Below are 17776 nucleotides of genomic sequence, written 5' to 3' on the forward strand. Positions count from 1 at the left end.
TTATGGCTGTGTAAACAGTTGTGAAATAGTGGATTATATGACATATAAAGACGTCTGATGACATCTGATGTCATGGTACAGGCTACATATTACCTGTATGCTTGAAAGACCTTATTTTTGACGCGATTTAAGCGTGCAATATTGCAATAACATAATAACATAACAACATGGTATTGCAATAATATAAGGACATAATAACATGGCAATATAACATTGCAATAACATAAGGACATAATAACGTAACAACATAGTATTGCAATAACATAAGGACATAATAACATGGCAACATAATATTGCAATAACATAAGGACATAATAACACGGCAACATAATATTGTAATAACATAAGGACATAATAACATGGCAATATAGTATCACAATAGCGTAATGCCATTGTAAGATTAGTGAAAGAAAAAGTGAATATTAACCCCAAAAACAAAAGGTATGAACAAACGTCCGATTCTTGTCGCCTTCAGCAATCAGAAAGGCGGTGTGGGCAAGTCCACGGTAACAGCGGTTCTTGCCAGTTATTTTAATTATGTAAGAGGTCTGAAAGTTGCTGTCGTTGACTGTGATTATCCCCAGTTCAGTCTGGAAAAACTAAGGGGAAGGGATTTGAAGAACCTTGAAAAAAGCGAGTATCACCAACGGCTTTTCTGCCGTCAGTTTGAAGACGGTTCCCGTAAGGCCTATCCGATTGTTACTTCCACGCCGGAGTCAGCCGCAGAGATTCCCGGCAAGCTGGAAGGTGATTATGACCTGATATTCTTCGATCTTCCCGGAACGGTGAACTCCCGTGGTGTATTTGAGTCCGTCATGAACATGGATTTTATTTTCACTCCCATTTTAAAAGACCGTATGGTCATGCAGAGCAGCCTTTCCTTTGTATCGACCGTTCAGGATTTTATCGGACAGCATCCGGAAGCTCCCCTGAAGGACATACGTTTATTCTGGAACCGTATGGACAGCCGTACTTCCAAAGAACTGTATGTAATGTATAATGCAATAGTGCTCCGTATGGGTTTGAAGGTCTTTGAAACCGTACTTCCGGATCTTGAACGCTTCAACAAGGAAATGACACCTTCTTCCAGACAGCATTTTCGCTGCACCCTTCTTCCTCCTTCCGAATCATTATTGAAAGACAGCCGTCTTGAGGCTTTTGCCCAGGAGATGGAACGTATCATATTTCCGGGATAAGAACTATGGCAAAGAAAAGAGAGATATTCAAGGTGGATGAGGATGCCTTGAAGGACATGATGGCCAGTGAATCCATTTCCTGTGGTAAATCTGGAACTGATGTCGGCGAGAATGTTCTTCCTGTCACAGAAAAGGAAAAAAATGTGCCGGAAGTAAAGACACAGGGACAGGAAAAGTCCCGCAAGACGATTCGCGCTGACCCCGGACTGGAAGAGAAGGTGGAAATGTATAAGGAACTGTTTCTGGACAGAAAGAAGTCCGTACACAGAAAGCAGACCTATATCAGCTATGACATGTATTGCAGGCTGGCCCGTATCCTTCCCCTTCTGAGTGATGACATGAGTGTGCCCGCTTTTTTGGATAATGTGCTGGCACACCATCTTGAGACTTACAGTGAAGAGCTTGGCGAGCTGTTTCGCCGAAAAACCCCAAAAACATTCTGAAAATGATGTGGATTGTATTGACTGTTGCCGTATTGGTTTGCGGCCTGCTGTTATGTTGCGTTTATGTACTGTCCAATAAGATTTGTTCACTGAAAAGACAGGTCAGAGAGTTGAATGAGAAAATAGGAATAGCGAACTGCTTTCCCGAATATAGCCGTGTGTATCTGAACGATGCTCCAGTCGGGAAAGGACGTCAGATTCGTATCCGTTGCGGTTTGTACAACAAGGCAAGCCGCCTTATTCCGTTTATGGCTCCCGGCATGAGTGTTTCAGTCTATGTGAGCAATATCGTGGAGGAACACTTGAAACGCCACGGAGAATTGCTGAAGAATGAACTTGAATGCTTTCTCTATAAGGATTCTTTATGGAAGAACTGATATACTTCTGTGTACGGATTGTCTGTATAGGCTATTTGCTGTACAGCGTGTATAGCTGGAGAAGGCGTATCGAAACTGTTTGTACCCTGCTTTATGGGAAACCTTGCGTGAAGAAGGAAAAGAAAGAAACTGCCGGAACGGAATCTGCGGTTTCAGATGCAGAAGTGATGGGAAGTACCCGTTATGTCTATCTGGACGAGAATGCCGGAAAGACTGCCGCTCCCTTCATGAGCCAGCCACTTGAAAGGAATTTTATCGGTGAGGAGGAGGATGTACAGCAGGAAGATGTGGAATGCAACCTTCAGCTGGAAAAGATGAAACTCCTGCAGGAAGTCCAGGAAGACCTTGATGCGGAGTCTCCCGAAGTGGAATCCGTATCACCTGTTCTGTCCAGCAGGGACATGGAAGTACTCGGCGAATATCTGACACATCAGGATGAAGCCGACCATGAGAAGGCCATGCAGGCAGCCCGTGTCCTGTTCTCCATCAGGCAGACCAGCCTGATGGACGTGTTCCTTTCCAATATGGAGAATTCCGCTATTGTAGAGGAACTGATAGACAGGTATCTTGATGAGGACGGCAATCCCAGACCGCTTAAGGTAAAGGATAGGAATGAACCGTCTGACGAGTGGCGGAAATATATCTGACACCGATATGTTCAGGCATCCCGGAAATCTTTTCGGGATGCTTTTTTTATGTCTGTAAGGCTTCCTGAATGACATCTGATGACATCCGGTGACACCTGATGACGGTGTTGTATCACAGCGGTTTAAGCCTTATATATTTGCAGTCGAATTCAAAATTTATGTCAAACCCCAAAATGATTCGACAATGAAGAGAAGAATCCTATTTTCAGTATTGTGTGTGCTGGCAGCGGCAGGTGCCTTCGCACAGGGACAGGGTCTTGCCGGCATCAATGAGGCTACCAGCCTTATGACCTCGTATTTCGATCCGGCCACCAAATTGTGTTATGCCATTGGAGCCGTACTCGGTCTGGTCGGCGGTATCAAGACGTATGGCAAGTTCAGCAGCGGCGATCCCGATACGTCCAAGACTGCGGCAAGCTGGTTCTTCGCCTGCATCTTCCTGATTGTGGCCGCCACCATTCTCCGTTCCTTCTTCCTGTAAGCCATGGATTACCGTATCAACAAAGGAGCAGGCCGTCCGATTGAGTTCAAGGGCTTGAAATCACAGTACCTGTTCTTTTTTGCCGGAGGCCTTGTATCGGTCTTTCTTGCGGTGGTTGTCCTGTATATGGCCGGTGTCAGCCAGCTGGTATGCCTGTCTTTCGGAGCGGTATCCGGTTCCCTGGCCGTATGGCTGACCTTCCGCATGAATGCCCGCTACGGTGAGCACGGGCTGATGAAGATGCTAGCCGAGAAACGCCATCCGCGCTATCTGTCAGCCCGTTGCAGAATATTCAGAGCATTAACCAAAAAGAAGAGAAAGAAATGAGAAGTGTATTGAAGGCCTGTGATCTGGAAGACAGATTCCCGATTCTGGCCGTGGAAAACAACTGTATCGTAAGCAAGGATGCGGACATTACGGTAGCCTTCGAGGTCGAGCTGCCTGAACTGTACACGGTGACGGCGGCGGAATATGAAGCCATTCACGGTACCTGGGTAAAGGCCATGAAGGTGCTTCCCAATTATTCGGTCGTGTACAAGCAGGACTGGTTCGTCAAGGAAAACTACCGGAGCGAAGGAGACGGGACGGAAAGTTTCCTGTCCCGCAGCTATGAGCGTCATTTCAACGAACGCCCGTATCTCAGACACCGCTGCTTCCTGTATCTGACAAAGACCACACGCGAACGTGCCCGTCGCCGCAGTGATTTCAGTACCCTGTGCCGCGGCTATATCCTTCCCAAGGAAATCACGGACTGGGATTCGGTCGTGAAATTCCTGGAGGCGGTGGAGCAGTTCGAGCGTATCATGAACGATTCGGGGCATGTCAGGATGAAGCGTCTCAGAACGGAAGAGGTGGTCGGAACGGAAGAATGTCCCGGTCTGATTGAAAGATACCTGACTCTCGGAATGGAAGACACGCACCCCGTATTACAGGACATCTGCCTTGATCCGGAACGCATGCGCATCGGTGACAAACGTCTTTGCCTGCATGTGCTTTCCGATACGGAAGACCTTCCCGGCAGTGTGGGCACGGACATGCGCTATGAGCGCTTGTCCACGGACCGTAGCGACTGCCGTCTTTCGTTTGCGGCTCCGGTAGGACTCCTGCTTTCATGCAACCATGTCTATTCGCAGTACGTGTTCATCGATGACGCACAGGAAATCCTGCAACGCATGGAAAAGACCTCACGCAACATGCTGTCCCTGTCGAAATACAGCCGCAGCAATGCCGTGAACTATGAATGGGCAGAAATGTATCTTGACGAGGCGCATACGAAAGGGCTTGTTCCGGTTCGGTGCCACTGTAACGTACTGGCCTGGGCGGAAGACGAGGAAGAGTTGAGGCGTATCAAGAACGATACCGGCAGCCAGCTTGCCCTGATGGGATGCGTACCCCATTACAACACGATAGATACCCCGGTGCTGTACTGGTCTGGTATTCCAGGCAATGCGGGCGATTTTCCGGCTGAGGAAAGTTTCTATACCTTTCTGGAACAGGCTGTCTGCCTGTTTGCTTCGGAAACGAATTACTGCAATTCGCCCAGCCCGTTCGGTATCCGTATGACGGACAGGCAGAGCGGCGTACCGCTTCATCTGGACATCAGTGACCTGCCCATGCGCAAGGGGATCATCACCAACCGCAACAAGTTCATACTCGGTCCCTCCGGCAGCGGTAAATCCTTCTTTACGAACCACCTTGTCCGCCAGTATTATGAACAGGGTACCCATATCCTGCTGGTGGATACCGGAAACAGCTATCAGGGACTTTGCAGCCTGATTCATGACCGGACACATGGCGAGGACGGTATCTATATCACCTATGAGGAGGACAATCCCATCGCCTTCAATCCGTTCTATACGGATTCCGGGGAATTTGACGTGGAAAAGCGTGAAAGCATCAAGACACTGATACTCACACTCTGGAAACGTGAGGATGAAGCCCCAAGGCGTTCGGAAGAAGTGGCCCTTTCTGGAGCGGTGAACGCATACATCCGCAGGATAACGGAAAACAGGGATGTCAGACCCGATTTCAACGGATTCTACGAGTTTGTGCGTGATGACTACCGCCGGATGATTGAGGAGAAGAAAGTCCGTGAGAAGGATTTTGACATCGACGGTTTCCTGAACGTGCTGGAACCGTTCTACCGTGGCGGTGACTATGATTTCCTGCTTAATTCGGACAAGGAACTGGATCTTACCAACAAACGCTTTATCGTATTTGAACTGGACAATATCAGCGGAAACAAGGTGCTTCTGCCCGTGGTCACGCTGATAATCATGGAAACCTTCATCGCCAAGATGCGCCGTTTGAAAGGCATCCGCAAGATGATACTCATTGAGGAATGCTGGAAAGCCCTTATGTCAGCCAATATGAGTGAGTACATAAAGTATCTCTTTAAGACCGTCAGAAAATATTTCGGGGAGGCCGTGGTGGTCACCCAGGAAGTGGATGACATCATCAGTTCCCCTGTCGTAAAGGAAGCTATCATCAACAACAGTGACTGCAAGATTCTTCTTGACCAGCGGAAATACATGAACAAGTTCGACCATATCCAGCGGCTTCTCGGACTGACCGACAAGGAACGCGGACAGATCCTGTCCATCAACCAGGCCAACCATCCCGGACGTTTCTACCGTGAGGTCTGGATCGGTCTTGGCGGTACCCACTCGGCCGTGTATGCCACGGAAGTCAGCGATGAAGAATATGCCGTATATACCACGGAAGAGTCGGAAAAGCTGGAATTGCAGAAGCTGGCCAAGGAACTGGGCGGAAATCTGGAACTGGCCGTAAAACGCATTGCGGAAATGAGAAGGGAAAGGAAAAGGTCAAACGGTAAAGCATGACGGTTATGAATGACAGTTTTGAATCGGATGAAAGAAAGCGTAAGGAGACAATCGAATGTCTCTACTGGTCCCTGATGAACGGATGGGACATACCGAAGGAGATCCGTGAACATTACGGATTTTCAGAAGACTATGAGCTGTACCACCGGCTTGAAAGTATGGAACCGGAAGATTACAGGGAAAGAAGGCTCAGAGACGAGATACCTGATGCCGTAGAGGTCGATGTAAGACTGACACATGCTGTGGAGAAGGTCTTCGAGCGGCTTTGTTCCCCTCCTCCCGTACAGTATCTCGACAAGCTGTACGGGGAACTGGAAAAGCTGGGAGGTTTCATCGCCAACCCGAAGAATATTGACAGCCCTTTCATTAATTCCGGTTTTCTCATGAAATACGGCATTGACCGGAATTCCCCGGATGAAATCAGACGGCAACAGGCAGAAAAGGCCTATAAGGAACTTTATGCCAGGTTTGAAACCATGGTCGGCCTGAAGTCCCAAAACAAAAAGGACGACAACGCTATCCGCAAGGAATGCCGGCAGCCAGCCTGTAAAGAAAGGCTGTCCGGAAAAGCCCGCATCCCGGTCAGTCCGAAGCCAAAGAGACGCAAGATGGGACTTTGAGAGATTCAGTAAAACAAGAACAACATCATTAAAAAAGACAAGACATGAAAAACAGACAGTTGTACAGACTGGCCGCCTGCCTGATCGGGGCGGCATCACTGCTGCTGCAGAGCTGTAGTGAGAGCAGGTTCAAGGACTGTGACCGCCTGTGCGGTTCATGGAGCAGTGTGGAAGGCAAGCCCGATGTCCTTATATATAAGGAAGGGGACGCCTACAAGGTGACGGTCTTCGCACGCAGCGGAAAGACACGGAAGCTGAAGCCGGAAACCTATCTGCTGGTGGAAGAAAACGGTAACCTGTTCATCAATACCGGTTACCGCATAGACATCGCCTACAATGAGGCGGCTGACGTATTGACCTTTTCTCCGAACGGTGACTATGTAAGGAAGGAGGTACGTCCATGAGAAAAAGACTGCTGCTGCTTTGTGCAGGAACCTTTTTTCTTGCCGGACAGATACGGGCACAGTGGGTGGTGACCGATCCGGGAAACCTTGCCCAGAGTATCATCAACATGTCGGACAATATCGTGCATACCTCTTCAACTGCGACAAGTACCGCCCAGAATTTTGCGGAGACTGTGAAGATATACCAGCAGTACAAGAAATACTATGATGCCCTGAAGTCCGTCAACAATCTGGTGAAGGATGCCCGTAAGGTCAGTGAGATTATCCTGATGGTCGGTGACGTGTCGGAAATCTACGTGACCAATTTCCAAAAGATGCTGGGTGACGAGAACTTTTCTCCCGAAGAGCTGGATGCCATCGCTTTCGGTTATACCAAACTTCTGGAAGAGAGCAACGGGGTGTTGCAGGATCTCAAGCAGGTAATCAACGTCAGCACCCTTTCCATGACCGACAAGGACCGTATGGACGTGGTGGATGACTGTTATGCCAGTATGCGCCGTTACCGCAATCTCGTGAATTACTATACGAACAGGAATATAGCCGTGAGTTTCCTGCGTGCCCGCAAGAAGAATGACCTTGACCGTGTCCTGAAGCTCTATGGCAATGACACCTCCAAATACTGGTAGCCTATGGTATTGTTATCCGTGGATTTCTCGAATCTCCATACCATTCTGGAGAGCCTTTACAATGAAATGATGCCCCTTTGTGAGGATATGCTGGATGTAGCCAAGGGACTTGCCGGACTTGGTGCCCTGTTCTATGTGGCCGTCCGTGTCTGGCAGTCGCTTGCCCGTGCCGAACCGATAGACGTGTATCCGCTTCTGCGTCCGTTTGCGATAGGCATCTGCATCATGCTTTTCCCGACCTTGGTACTCGGAACGATGAATACGGTGCTGAGTCCGATTGTGCAGGGAACCCACAAGATGCTTGAGGGGCAGACGATGGACATGCAGCAGTACCGTGAGCAGAAGGACAGGCTGGAACGTGAAGCCATGCTCCGCAATCCGGAAACGGCCTATCTGGTCAGCGATGAGGAGTTTGACCGTCAGCTGGACGAGCTCGGATGGTCGCCCGATGCCATGGCAACCCGCATGGGCATGTATATGGAAGTGGGCATGTACAATCTGGAAAAGAATATCCGGGACGCCTTCCGCAGTCTGCTGGAACTGCTTTTTGCCGCGGCATCCCTGCTTATAGATACGGTAAGGACCTTTTTTCTGGTTGTATTGTCCATCCTTGGTCCCATTGCCTTTGCCTTCAGTGTGTGGGACGGTTTCCAGTCCACGCTCAGCCAGTGGTTCACACGTTACATTTCCGTCTATCTGTGGCTTCCCGTGAGTGACCTTTTCAGCTGTATGCTGGCCAAGATTCAGGTACTTATGCTGCAGAACGACATCCTGGAGCTCCAGAACAATCCGAACTATTCGCTGGACAACTCCAATTCGGTATATGTGATCTTCATGCTCATAGGTATCATCGGATATTTTACCGTGCCGACCGTGGCCGGATGGATTGTGCAGGCAGGCGGTGCCGGAAACTACAACCGCAACATCAACCGTACCGCGACCAAGGCCGGAGGATTTGCAGCCGGTGCCGCAGGTTCCGGACTGGGAAATATCGGAGGGCGTCTGCGTGGAAAATAAACAGAACAGGAACATAAAAATCATGAAAACAGATGGAATTCAAATCACTGACCAATATTGAAAGCAGTTTCAGACGGATACGCCTGATGCTTGCGGTCTTTGTCGGATGCTGCACGCTTGTGACCGTGTTTGCCCTGTGGAACTCATACCGCTTTGCGGAGAAACAGCGTGAGAAGATTTATGTACTCGATGGCGGCAAGTCACTGATGCTTGCCCTTTCGCAGGATCTTTCACAGAACCGTCCGGCTGAAGCCAGGGAGCATGTAAGAAGGTTCCATGAGCTCTTTTTCGGGCTGTCGCCACAGAAGGATGCCATTGAGCACAATATCAACCGTGCCTTGCAGCTGGCGGACAAAAGCGCCTATCATTACTATGTGGATTTTGCAGAGAAAGGATATTATAACCGTCTCATTTCCGGTAATATCAATCAGGTAGTACGGGTGGACAGCGTGGTCTGCGACTTTTCCGGCTACCCCTACAGGGCCAGGACGTATGCCCGCCAGATGATTATCCGTGAGAGTAACGTGACGGAACGTTCATTGGTGACTGACTGCCAGCTTCAGAATACCTCCCGTTCCGATGACAACCCCAACGGCTTTATCATCGAACATCTGACTATACTGGAAAACAAGGACATAAGGAGCGTAGAGCGATGAAAAGGAACCTGACGAGACAGGCGGACCTTCAACTCAGGAGGTTCTGCCACAGACTTACCGTTAAACAGCGCAAGGCTGTTCTCTGGATACTGTTTGTCCCGTTTGCCGCCGCATGTGTCTATACGGCATGCAGACCGTTTATAGGCAGTAAGAACAGGGAGTCCGGAATGGAATTTATGGAAAAGGATTCACTCCGTATGGAGTTCATTCAATCTATTGTAAGAAATGGAGAAAGAAAAAGTCAAGAAAGTAATGGAACGGCTGATGAAACCGTTCAGGCTCCGGTCCTCAAAGGACAGGAAGCCGCTGGGTGAGGAACAGAAACGCAAACGCGCCGGATTTGTTGTGTATCCTCTGATGTTCCTGCTGTGTCTGGGAAGTTTCTATCTGATATTCTCACCTTCCGGGCAGGAACGGGAGCGGCAGGATAAAGGCCAGGGATTCAATACGGAAATCCCTTCTCCCGAGGACAGCCGCCTGGAAGGGAACAAGAAGGATGCCTATGAAAAGGCTCTGATGGAACAGGAAAGCAGGAAAAGGAAGACATTCTTTGAAGCTGCGGAGTCCATGTTTGCCAAAGAGGAACGGAAAGACAGTGTCCGTCTTCCCGATAACATTCCACCGGAGAGGCAAACAAACACGGAAACTGAAATAGAAGGAGGCAATGCCGGACCGGTCAGTTCCTCGGCCGGAGCCTACCGTGAGATGAACCGTACGCTGGGAAGCATCTATGAACCGCGGACCGATCCGGAAAAGGAAAGGCTTCTGGAAAGGATTGAGGAACTGGAGCGTATACAGCAACAGCAGCAGAAGCAGGAGCCACTGTCAGGCATGGAGGAAAAGATGGCCCTGATGGAAAAATCCTACGAACTGGCCGCCAAATACAATAACCGTCAGGCAGTGGAGACTCCTTCTCCCGTCAGAAAAGCGGAGGACAAAAAAGCCATACCGGTGAAACAGGTTCACAATGAGGTGGTATCCTCGCTTTCCAGACCTATGAGCGACGAAGAGTTCATATCCGCCTTTTCGGGAGAACGCAATGCCGGTTTCAATACGGCTGTCGGCCGGAAGACCGTAACGGAAGGCAATACCATTGCTGCCTGTGTACACGGTACGCAGACCGTATCCGACGGACAGGCCTTGCGCCTGCGGCTTACCGAGCCCATGTCCGTTGCCGGACGTTTCATACCGAAAGGGACTGTACTGGTAGGTGGCACACGCATACAGGGTGAACGGCTGGAAATCATGGTCAATGCCGTGGAATACAAGGGAACTATCCTGCCGGTGGAACTGGAAGTCTATGATCTGGACGGACAGCAGGGAATCCTGGTGCCGGGTTCATTGGAATATGACGCTGCCAGAGAGATTGCCGCCAACATGGGAACCTCGATGAACAGCAGTATCAACATTTCCACCGATGCCGGGGCGCAGATTGCCTCCGATCTGGGAAAAGGTGTGATACAGGGCGTTTCCCAGTACATATCCAAACGGATGCGTATGGTAAAGATTACGCTGAAGGCCGGACACCGGGTGCTGCTCCATTCACCGGAGAAATGAAATACAGTAAACTATGAAAGAAAAGACAACCATTAAACAAAAGCACATGAAGAAGATTCTGATGATGTTTGCCCTTTTACTGGGCGTATCGGCTGCCTGGGCGCAGCAGAGCAGCGGTGATTATTATGAGGGGCTGACCCGCAAGATCGGTTTCAGCCAGATGATTCCGCCGCACGGACTGGAAATAACGTATGACAAGACTGTCCATGTCATTTTCCCGGCTCCGGTCAAGTATGTGGATCTCGGTTCTACAAACCTGATAGCCGGCAAGGCCGACGGTGCCGAGAATGTAATCCGCGTAAAGGCCACGACACGCAATTTCAGGGAGGAGACCAATATGTCTGTAATAACCGAAGAAGGGAACTTCTATACCTTCAACGTGAAATATGCCGACGAGCCGCTGTTGCTGAATGTGGAAATGTGTGATTTCATCCATGACGGAGAATCGGTGAACCGTCCCAACAATGCCATGGAAATCTATCTGACCGAGCTGGATAACGAATCCCCCCGTCTGGTACGTCTTATCATGAAATCCGTGTATGAGAATGACAAGCGCCGTATCCGTCATATCGGCTGCAAGCGTTTCGGTATCCAGTATCTGCTCAAAGGGCTGTACACCCATAATGACCTGCTTTATTTCCATACCCAGGTAAAGAACTCCTCGAATGTGCCCTTTGACGTGGATTTCATTACGTTCAAGGTGGTGGACAAAAAGGTGATGAAGCGTACGGCCATGCAGGAGCAGGTGATTTATCCGTTGCGTGCCTATAATTATGTGACACGTGTAAACGGCAGGGATTCGGAATGTACGGTATTCGCCCTTCCCAAGTTTACAATACCGGACGACAAGAAACTGGTTGTGGAGATGTATGAGAAACAGGGCGGCCGTCACCAGAGTTTTGAAGTGGTCAACGAAGACCTGGTGCGTGCGGAAACCATCAATGAACTGAAGATACGATGAGAACGAAAGTATTGTATATGCTGGCATTGCTGCTTGTCCTTTCCGTGGGACAGGCAGACGCCCAGCGGATTCTGCCAAGGATGCAGGGTGTGGAAATGCGTGGAGGTATGGCTTCCGATAACGGATACTATATGGGAATGACACTTTCAAGCTATGCCAAAGGCGGGAACAAATGGGTATATGGAGCGGAATACCTGCACATGAAACACGGTTACCGCCATGTGACCATCCCTTCTGCACAGTTTACGGCAGAAGGCGGATATTACCTGAATTTCCTTTCCGATGCGGGAAAAGTGTTCTTCCTCAATCTGGGAGGATCGGCACTGGCCGGATATGAGACGGTAAACTGGTCCGATAAAATACTCTATGACGGGGCCACCCTGAAAAACGGCGATGCCTTTGTGTACGGCTGTGCCCTGACGCTGGAGATGGAACTGTACCTTGCCGACCGTGTGGCATTGACAGCTTCCTTGCGTGAGCGTTTCCTGTGGGGCAGAAGTCTCGGACATTGCCATACCCAGTATGGAGTCGGCATTCGTTTTATGATAAATTAGCGGGTTATGGAACTGGAACAGATTAGACGGATTTCCCTTGTCGGTTTTCTTGAAGATATGGGGCATATACCGGTATCCCGTAAAGGAAATGATGTCTGGTTCAGATCACCTTTCAGGAATGAGAGAACCGCATCCTTCAAGGTGGATACGCAGCGGAATGTCTGGTTTGATTTTGGCCTCGGAAAGGGAGGTGACATCTTCCATCTTGCCGGAGAACTTACCGGAAGTACCGGTTTCATGGAACAGCTGGAGTTCCTTTCAGGGAAATCCGGCATCCTTCCCCTCCGGCCTTTACAGGAACGTAAGAAGATACCCCGCGTTTCCGGATTCGAGGACGTGAAAGTGACGGAACTGAGTCATGAGGCTTTGAAAGGTTACCTGAAAGAGAGAGGCATTGATCCGGCCATAGCCGGGAGATTCTGCAAGGAAGTGGCATATGGAATACGGGGCAAACGGTATTTTGCCATAGGCTTCATGAACCGGAGCGGCGGTTATGAACTCCGTAACCCGATGTTCAAGGGATGCATCTCTCCCAAGGACATTTCCTATGTGTCCCTGTCCGGAAAGAAACAGGATACGTGCTGTGTGTTTGAAGGATTTGTGGATTTCCTTTCGGCATTGGTATTGCGGACTGTGACGGACGAGGATTGCCTGGTGCTGAACTCTGTATCCAATCTGGAACGGTCGTATGCCGTACTGGAGGGTTACGGCAAAATCCGGTGCTTTCTTGACCGTGACCGGGCCGGAATTACCGCACTGGAGACTTTGAACATACATTTCGGGAATAAGGTTATGGACTGTTCCGGTCTGTATGATGGATTAAAGGACTTGAATGAATATCTGACAAAAACAAAGGAAAACAAATGAAGACAGAAAAGAATATGAGAAAAGGATTTGGGCTGGCAGGCAAGATTGCCATGTTCTGCATAGGTCTGGTCAGTCTTGTACTGACCTCGTGCGAATCCGAGCTGGAAATCCAGCAGAGTTATCCGTTTACCGTGGAAACAATGCCGGTTCCAAAGGAACTGAACAGGAATGAGATGGCGGAAATACGATGTGAACTCAAAAGTGAGGGCGATTTTGACGGTACGGTCTATACGATCCGTTATTTCCAGTATGACGGGGAAGGTTCCCTGAAACTGGACAACGGTCTTGAATTCAAGCCGAATGACCGTTATCTGCTGGAGAACCGGAAGTTCAGGCTGTATTATACTTCACTATGTGACGAGGCGCAGAACTTCATTGTCGTTGTCGAGGACAACTGGGGAAACATGACGGAAATGGAATTTGACTTCAACGATGCAGGTGATGAAGAAACAGGTACTGTGGAAGATTCTTTGTCAGTTCAGGAAGGAGGTGCCTTATAATAACCGTAAGACTTCTAAGGTCAGTACTGCCGTTGGTGGTACTGGCCATGACGGTAACTTCCTTGCGTGCACAGGAGAATGTGGAAGGCTCACAGTGGGAAACGGCTGTCAGGTGTATCAAGAAGTTCGATTATGACAAGTAATATGTTATGTAAAGTGCAAGACTTATAAAGTGAGCAAACTTATTGAATATTAAAGAATTTATTTAGTCCCTTCGTATAAAAACTTCTCATTATATTGCATTCTGTATATATCCTAATTATTAAAGAATGATTTTATGGAAAAAGTAGAAATTAAAAAGCTTATTGAGCAATGTCTCAATTATTTTTATGAAAGTGGTTATGCGAAGGGCACTATTGACTATTACAAGTGTTTGTGGACAAAAGGCATTTTACAGTACATGTCGGACAAAGGGATTGATATGTATACACCTGATGTAGGTGCGAAGTTTATAGAGTCCACTCAACATCAAGACATGAGTAATCATGAATGTGAAAGGATACGTAGTATACATGCTCTTAATGACATTATGACTGTCGGATATATTAGAAAGCAATGTGTTAGAGCAGCTTTCTACCCTCTTGATGGTGCTATTGGAAAACAGATGGAGAAGTTGGTTCTACATTTGATTTCTTTACGCCGTGGCAAAAATACGTTAAAGCACTATCGTTCATGTTTGGGTAATTTTTTGTATTACTTAGATATGATTGGAGTACAAAATATAAAGCAGATAACAGAGGAACATGTTATACGGTTTCTTTCTTCCCAACAGCTAAACAGGGAAAAGACTTTGTCTATTATTCGATGCCTCTTTCTTTTTTGGAGACAAGAGAACATTATAGATGGACGATTTGAGGAATTCTTCGCTACATATAAATTACGAAAGAAAGAACGCATACCATCATATTATACAACGGAAGAGATTAAGGTTATAGAAAATTCTGTATCGCGAAGTAGTGCTTTGGGCAAGCGCAATTATGCAATGATTTTATTAGCATCAAGATTGGGCTTGCGTGCTTCAGACATTATGAGTTTGAAGTTCTCAGATATAGATTGGGATAATGATCTCATTAAATTGAGGATACAAAAAACAGGTAAAACCATTGAACTTCCATTATTGGCAGATGTCGGTAATGCCATAATAGACTATCTTAGATATGGACGTCCAGCATCTACTTCCCAAAACATATTTCTATCAAGTCGTGCCCCGTATATTGCTGCCACTCAGTCTATGGTTTGTGGTAATATCAATAAAATAATCCGCCTGTCTGGTGTAAATATTGATAAAAAACGCCATGGTCCTCATTCTTTACGGCATTCCTTAGCAAGTAATATGCTTGAAAATGGGGCTACCATGCCTATTATATCAGAAGTTCTTGGACATCGCAACACTGAAACAACGATGACTTATCTAAAAATAAACCTTGTAGCTTTAAGGAAATGTGTATTACCTGTACCACCTATTCCAGATAGTTTTTATACGCAGAAAGGAGGAGCATTTTATGGCTGAACAGTTCAATTACAGTAGTGTTTTATCTCCATACATTAAACGAATGTTGGAAATCCGGAAATCAATGGGTATTGTTGATTCTCGTGTAAGATGGATACTTAAAGAATTTGATGATTTTGCTAATTCCATAGGATTGCAGGAACCACATATAACAGAAGAGTTTGTTAAGAGATGGCATAAATCACGGATATCAGATAAAGAGATCACTATTTATGGCAAATATCTTGTATTGCGCCAACTGACCTCATTGATGTGCCGCAATGGATGCGTATGTTATATACCGATTATACCAAAGCAACCAAAATCGGAGTTTACACCTTATATATACACACATGACCAAATATCTCAATTGTTTACAGCTGCCGATAGCAGCCGTTTGTTTAACAATTGTATGAAAACAGCTATCATTTCCATGCCAGTCATTCTTCGATTACTTTATAGCACAGGAATGCGTGTGTCCGAGGCTTTATATATGCGTAATGAGGATGTGAATCTTGACTCTGGATACATACATCTCCGCAAGACAAAAAACAGATGTGAACGCCTTGTTCCTATTGGTGAATCTATGGTAATTGTGTTAAAACAGTATATAGAATATCGGAATAGAATGCCTATAGAAAAAATTTCTCATCCCAATCATCTGTTTTTTACCAAATTAGACGGGACAAGCTTCAGGGTATGTACTCTTTATGTCTTTTTTCATAAACTGCTAAAAATATGCAATATACCATATATAGGAAATCGACAAGGGCCACGTATCCATGACTTGAGACATACTTTTGCCGTACATTCGCTTGTACAAATGGGACATAACGGTATGGATTTATACACAGGGCTACCAATACTTTCCGCATGTCTTGGGCACCGTTCTCTTTCATCTACTGAAAAATATGTACGACTTACCTGTATGATGTATCCGGAGTTTGAAAAACAGTGTTCTCCTATAAATGCTTTTGTTTATCCAAAAATAACAACAGATTATGACTACCAGGACTGATTTTGCAAAATATCTAACGAGATTTTTATCTGAATATTTGCCACATCAACGAAATGTGAGCAAAAACACAATTGCTTCTTATCGTGATTCTTTCGTACAATTCATCAATTATATGAAAGGTATCAATGGAATACCCGTTGAACGACTTCTATTGAAACATCTTACACGGGATAATGTCATCAATTATCTACAATGGCTTCACAATACTAAAAAGAATACTTCAGCAACATGTAATTATAGACTTGCTGCAATCAGGTCATTCTGTTCGTATCTCCAATATATAGTAATAGATAATATGGTAGAATGGCAAAGTATATTGTCGATAAAGGCAAAAAAAACAGAAATAAGCCCTCCTAATTATCTTTCAATGGAGGGAATAAAATTATTATTGGCACAGCCTGACACAACTTCATGGAAAGGACGTCGTCATTTAGCATTATTGTCATTAATGTACGATACTGGTGCAAGAGTACAGGAAATCGCAGATCTCACAGTAGATTGTGTACGTATTGATACAACACCATACACTATACGATTAACAGGGAAAGGACGTAAAACCCGTATAGTCCCCTTGGCAGAAGCACAAGTTGACATTTTGCGTAGTTATATGGAAGAAAACAATTTGAATGATCCCAACATGATAAAAAAGCCTTTATTTTTCAATGGTAGGCATGAAAAATTAACAAGAGAGGGTATTACGTATATTCTGAAAATCTATGCAGACATGGCAAATAAACAGCAACCAGAAATTATTCCAAAGAAAATAAGTTGTCATTCTATTCGACATAGTAAAGCAATGCATCTTTTACAGGCAGGAGTAAATTTAGTATACATACGTGATATTTTAGGGCATGTTTCCATACAGACTACTGATATTTATGCACGTGCCGACTCCAAAGCAAAACGTGAAGCACTTGAAAATGCCTATACCAGATTAACCCCTAATACTATAACAGAAAAAGAGTGGGAACGAAATAAGAACCTATTAGAGTGGTTAAAGGGACTTGGACATTGATAATATTATGTAAAGTGTAAGTGACAAGTTGGTTCATAACAACTTGATTATAAACCAACTTTTACTCGCACTTTACATAACATATTACTTGTCATAATCAAACTTATGATAAGCTACTCATAAATATGAAGGATGGCATGGTCCGGAACATCATCCTTATGTCGCATACGGTCACCGTATCAGAAAAGGGGAAAAGTTTCCCGTCAGGCTGACAGAAAGTGAGGGAGACAGTATTCTGAGAAAGGACCTGAAGGAAATGTGTGCATTGTTCCGTCACCTGGGAAAGGATTCACTTTTGGTTACGTGTCTGGCATACCAAGTGGGACCATATAAGTTGCTCGGTTATGGCAGGATGCCCAAAAGCACGTTGATAAGGAAACTGGAAGCCGGTAACCGGAACATTTATGTGGACTTCATACGATATTGTCACTATAAGGGAAAGAAAATTTCGTCAATAGAAAGGAGAAGAAAAGAAGAATACAGATTACTGTTTGTGCCATAGAAA

20 protein-coding genes and 2 pseudogenes are annotated in these 17776 nt (G+C 46.4%); all 22 read left to right on the top strand.

The window, feature by feature from the left end; all coding sequences use genetic code 11:
• Positions 1-443: 443 nt before the first annotated feature.
• Positions 444-1196: a ParA family protein gene (locus B5F25_RS03570; RefSeq protein WP_087247640.1), complete on the top strand. Its 753-nt coding sequence runs from the start codon at positions 444-446 to the stop codon at positions 1194-1196.
• A gap of 5 nt (positions 1197-1201) precedes the next feature.
• Complete coding sequence (locus B5F25_RS03575; RefSeq protein WP_005776852.1) at positions 1202-1639, top strand: DUF3408 domain-containing protein; 438 nt, start codon at positions 1202-1204, stop codon at positions 1637-1639.
• Between the two features lie 2 nt (positions 1640-1641).
• On the top strand, positions 1642-2016 hold the full coding sequence (locus B5F25_RS03580) for a DUF3408 domain-containing protein (RefSeq protein WP_005776853.1): 375 nt from the start codon (positions 1642-1644) through the stop codon (positions 2014-2016).
• Positions 2004-2663, top strand: a complete 660-nt coding sequence (locus B5F25_RS03585; RefSeq protein WP_087247642.1) for a DUF4122 family protein — start codon at positions 2004-2006, stop codon at positions 2661-2663. Before B5F25_RS03580 ends, B5F25_RS03585 begins: the two co-directional genes overlap by 13 nt.
• Positions 2664-2751: 88 nt before the next feature.
• Positions 2752-3144 carry a DUF4134 domain-containing protein gene (locus B5F25_RS03590; protein WP_004294113.1) on the top strand — a complete coding sequence of 131 codons (393 nt, stop codon included), beginning with the start codon at positions 2752-2754 and terminating at the stop codon, positions 3142-3144.
• Positions 3145-3147: 3 nt separating this feature from the next.
• Positions 3148-3471, top strand: coding sequence for a DUF4133 domain-containing protein (locus B5F25_RS03595; RefSeq protein WP_087247644.1), 324 nt, complete (start codon positions 3148-3150; stop codon positions 3469-3471).
• Positions 3468-5987, top strand: a complete 2520-nt coding sequence (locus B5F25_RS03600) for a TraG family conjugative transposon ATPase (RefSeq protein WP_087247646.1) — start codon at positions 3468-3470, stop codon at positions 5985-5987. The genes B5F25_RS03595 and B5F25_RS03600 overlap by 4 nt, the downstream gene beginning before the upstream one ends.
• 5 nt (positions 5988-5992) lie before the next feature.
• A complete protein-coding gene (locus B5F25_RS03605) occupies positions 5993-6607 on the top strand; it encodes a hypothetical protein (protein ID WP_206423525.1) in 615 nt (204 codons plus the stop codon).
• A gap of 44 nt (positions 6608-6651) precedes the next feature.
• Positions 6652-7011 carry a DUF3876 domain-containing protein gene (locus B5F25_RS03610; RefSeq protein WP_004294975.1) on the top strand — a complete coding sequence of 120 codons (360 nt, stop codon included), beginning with the start codon at positions 6652-6654 and terminating at the stop codon, positions 7009-7011.
• On the top strand, positions 7008-7637 hold the full coding sequence (locus B5F25_RS03615) for a DUF4141 domain-containing protein (RefSeq protein WP_009121388.1): 630 nt from the start codon (positions 7008-7010) through the stop codon (positions 7635-7637). The genes B5F25_RS03610 and B5F25_RS03615 overlap by 4 nt, the downstream gene beginning before the upstream one ends.
• 3 nt (positions 7638-7640) lie before the next feature.
• Positions 7641-8654 (top strand): conjugative transposon protein TraJ, encoded by a 1014-nt coding sequence (gene traJ, locus B5F25_RS03620; RefSeq protein ID WP_004294973.1) that lies wholly within the window; start codon positions 7641-7643, stop codon positions 8652-8654.
• Between the two features lie 32 nt (positions 8655-8686).
• The gene (gene traK, locus B5F25_RS03625; RefSeq protein WP_004326315.1) at positions 8687-9310 is read left to right on the top strand and encodes a conjugative transposon protein TraK; all 624 of its coding nucleotides are present in this window, start codon (positions 8687-8689) and stop codon (positions 9308-9310) included.
• Between the two features lie 252 nt (positions 9311-9562).
• The gene (gene traM / locus B5F25_RS03635; protein ID WP_087247652.1) at positions 9563-10867 is read left to right on the top strand and encodes a conjugative transposon protein TraM; all 1305 of its coding nucleotides are present in this window, start codon (positions 9563-9565) and stop codon (positions 10865-10867) included.
• Between the two features lie 46 nt (positions 10868-10913).
• Entirely contained in the window at positions 10914-11828 is a 915-nt protein-coding gene (gene traN / locus B5F25_RS03640) for a conjugative transposon protein TraN (protein WP_087247691.1), read from the top strand.
• Positions 11825-12382 carry a conjugal transfer protein TraO gene (locus B5F25_RS03645; RefSeq protein WP_087247654.1) on the top strand — a complete coding sequence of 186 codons (558 nt, stop codon included), beginning with the start codon at positions 11825-11827 and terminating at the stop codon, positions 12380-12382. The genes traN and B5F25_RS03645 overlap by 4 nt, the downstream gene beginning before the upstream one ends.
• A gap of 6 nt (positions 12383-12388) precedes the next feature.
• Positions 12389-13249, top strand: coding sequence for a toprim domain-containing protein (locus B5F25_RS03650; protein WP_087247656.1), 861 nt, complete (start codon positions 12389-12391; stop codon positions 13247-13249).
• Positions 13246-13749, top strand: coding sequence for a DUF3872 domain-containing protein (locus tag B5F25_RS03655; protein WP_087247658.1), 504 nt, complete (start codon positions 13246-13248; stop codon positions 13747-13749). Before B5F25_RS03650 ends, B5F25_RS03655 begins: the two co-directional genes overlap by 4 nt.
• A gap of 47 nt (positions 13750-13796) precedes the next feature.
• A pseudogene (locus tag B5F25_RS22705) lies at positions 13797-13880 on the top strand (glycoside hydrolase); the annotation flags it as partial.
• Between the two features lie 146 nt (positions 13881-14026).
• Complete coding sequence (locus tag B5F25_RS03660; RefSeq protein ID WP_005861662.1) at positions 14027-15259, top strand: site-specific integrase; 1233 nt, start codon at positions 14027-14029, stop codon at positions 15257-15259.
• On the top strand, positions 15252-16256 hold the full coding sequence (locus tag B5F25_RS03665) for a tyrosine-type recombinase/integrase (RefSeq protein ID WP_005861660.1): 1005 nt from the start codon (positions 15252-15254) through the stop codon (positions 16254-16256). The genes B5F25_RS03660 and B5F25_RS03665 overlap by 8 nt, the downstream gene beginning before the upstream one ends.
• On the top strand, positions 16240-17271 hold the full coding sequence (locus tag B5F25_RS03670; RefSeq protein WP_087247660.1) for a site-specific integrase: 1032 nt from the start codon (positions 16240-16242) through the stop codon (positions 17269-17271). The genes B5F25_RS03665 and B5F25_RS03670 overlap by 17 nt, the downstream gene beginning before the upstream one ends.
• Before the next feature lie 121 nt (positions 17272-17392).
• A pseudogene (locus B5F25_RS22710) lies at positions 17393-17773 on the top strand (glycoside hydrolase); the annotation flags it as partial.
• Positions 17774-17776: the final 3 nt, after the last annotated feature.

Source organism: Bacteroides sp. An19 (assembly GCF_002160215.1).
In the GTDB taxonomy this organism is placed as follows: Bacteria; Bacteroidota; Bacteroidia; order Bacteroidales; family Bacteroidaceae; genus Phocaeicola; species Phocaeicola intestinalis.

What these genes read in the sequence shown, in the direction of transcription:
- traJ (WP_004294973.1), top strand. Translation starts at nt 7,641, where the DNA reads ATGGTATTGTTATCCGTGGATTTCTCGAATCTCCATACCATTCTGGAG.
- traM (WP_087247652.1), top strand. Translation starts at nt 9,563, where the DNA reads ATGGAACGGCTGATGAAACCGTTCAGGCTCCGGTCCTCAAAGGACAGG.
- B5F25_RS03580 (WP_005776853.1), top strand. Translation starts at nt 1,642, where the DNA reads ATGATGTGGATTGTATTGACTGTTGCCGTATTGGTTTGCGGCCTGCTG.
- B5F25_RS03595 (WP_087247644.1), top strand. Translation starts at nt 3,148, where the DNA reads ATGGATTACCGTATCAACAAAGGAGCAGGCCGTCCGATTGAGTTCAAG.
- B5F25_RS03615 (WP_009121388.1), top strand. Translation starts at nt 7,008, where the DNA reads ATGAGAAAAAGACTGCTGCTGCTTTGTGCAGGAACCTTTTTTCTTGCC.
- traN (WP_087247691.1), top strand. Translation starts at nt 10,914, where the DNA reads ATGAAGAAGATTCTGATGATGTTTGCCCTTTTACTGGGCGTATCGGCT.
- B5F25_RS03585 (WP_087247642.1), top strand. Translation starts at nt 2,004, where the DNA reads ATGGAAGAACTGATATACTTCTGTGTACGGATTGTCTGTATAGGCTAT.
- B5F25_RS03570 (WP_087247640.1), top strand. Translation starts at nt 444, where the DNA reads ATGAACAAACGTCCGATTCTTGTCGCCTTCAGCAATCAGAAAGGCGGT.
- traK (WP_004326315.1), top strand. Translation starts at nt 8,687, where the DNA reads ATGGAATTCAAATCACTGACCAATATTGAAAGCAGTTTCAGACGGATA.
- B5F25_RS03655 (WP_087247658.1), top strand. Translation starts at nt 13,246, where the DNA reads ATGAAGACAGAAAAGAATATGAGAAAAGGATTTGGGCTGGCAGGCAAG.
- B5F25_RS03600 (WP_087247646.1), top strand. Translation starts at nt 3,468, where the DNA reads ATGAGAAGTGTATTGAAGGCCTGTGATCTGGAAGACAGATTCCCGATT.
- B5F25_RS03665 (WP_005861660.1), top strand. Translation starts at nt 15,252, where the DNA reads ATGGCTGAACAGTTCAATTACAGTAGTGTTTTATCTCCATACATTAAA.
- B5F25_RS03650 (WP_087247656.1), top strand. Translation starts at nt 12,389, where the DNA reads ATGGAACTGGAACAGATTAGACGGATTTCCCTTGTCGGTTTTCTTGAA.
- B5F25_RS03575 (WP_005776852.1), top strand. Translation starts at nt 1,202, where the DNA reads ATGGCAAAGAAAAGAGAGATATTCAAGGTGGATGAGGATGCCTTGAAG.
- B5F25_RS03670 (WP_087247660.1), top strand. Translation starts at nt 16,240, where the DNA reads ATGACTACCAGGACTGATTTTGCAAAATATCTAACGAGATTTTTATCT.
- B5F25_RS03645 (WP_087247654.1), top strand. Translation starts at nt 11,825, where the DNA reads ATGAGAACGAAAGTATTGTATATGCTGGCATTGCTGCTTGTCCTTTCC.
- B5F25_RS03660 (WP_005861662.1), top strand. Translation starts at nt 14,027, where the DNA reads ATGGAAAAAGTAGAAATTAAAAAGCTTATTGAGCAATGTCTCAATTAT.
- B5F25_RS03610 (WP_004294975.1), top strand. Translation starts at nt 6,652, where the DNA reads ATGAAAAACAGACAGTTGTACAGACTGGCCGCCTGCCTGATCGGGGCG.
- B5F25_RS03605 (WP_206423525.1), top strand. Translation starts at nt 5,993, where the DNA reads ATGAATGACAGTTTTGAATCGGATGAAAGAAAGCGTAAGGAGACAATC.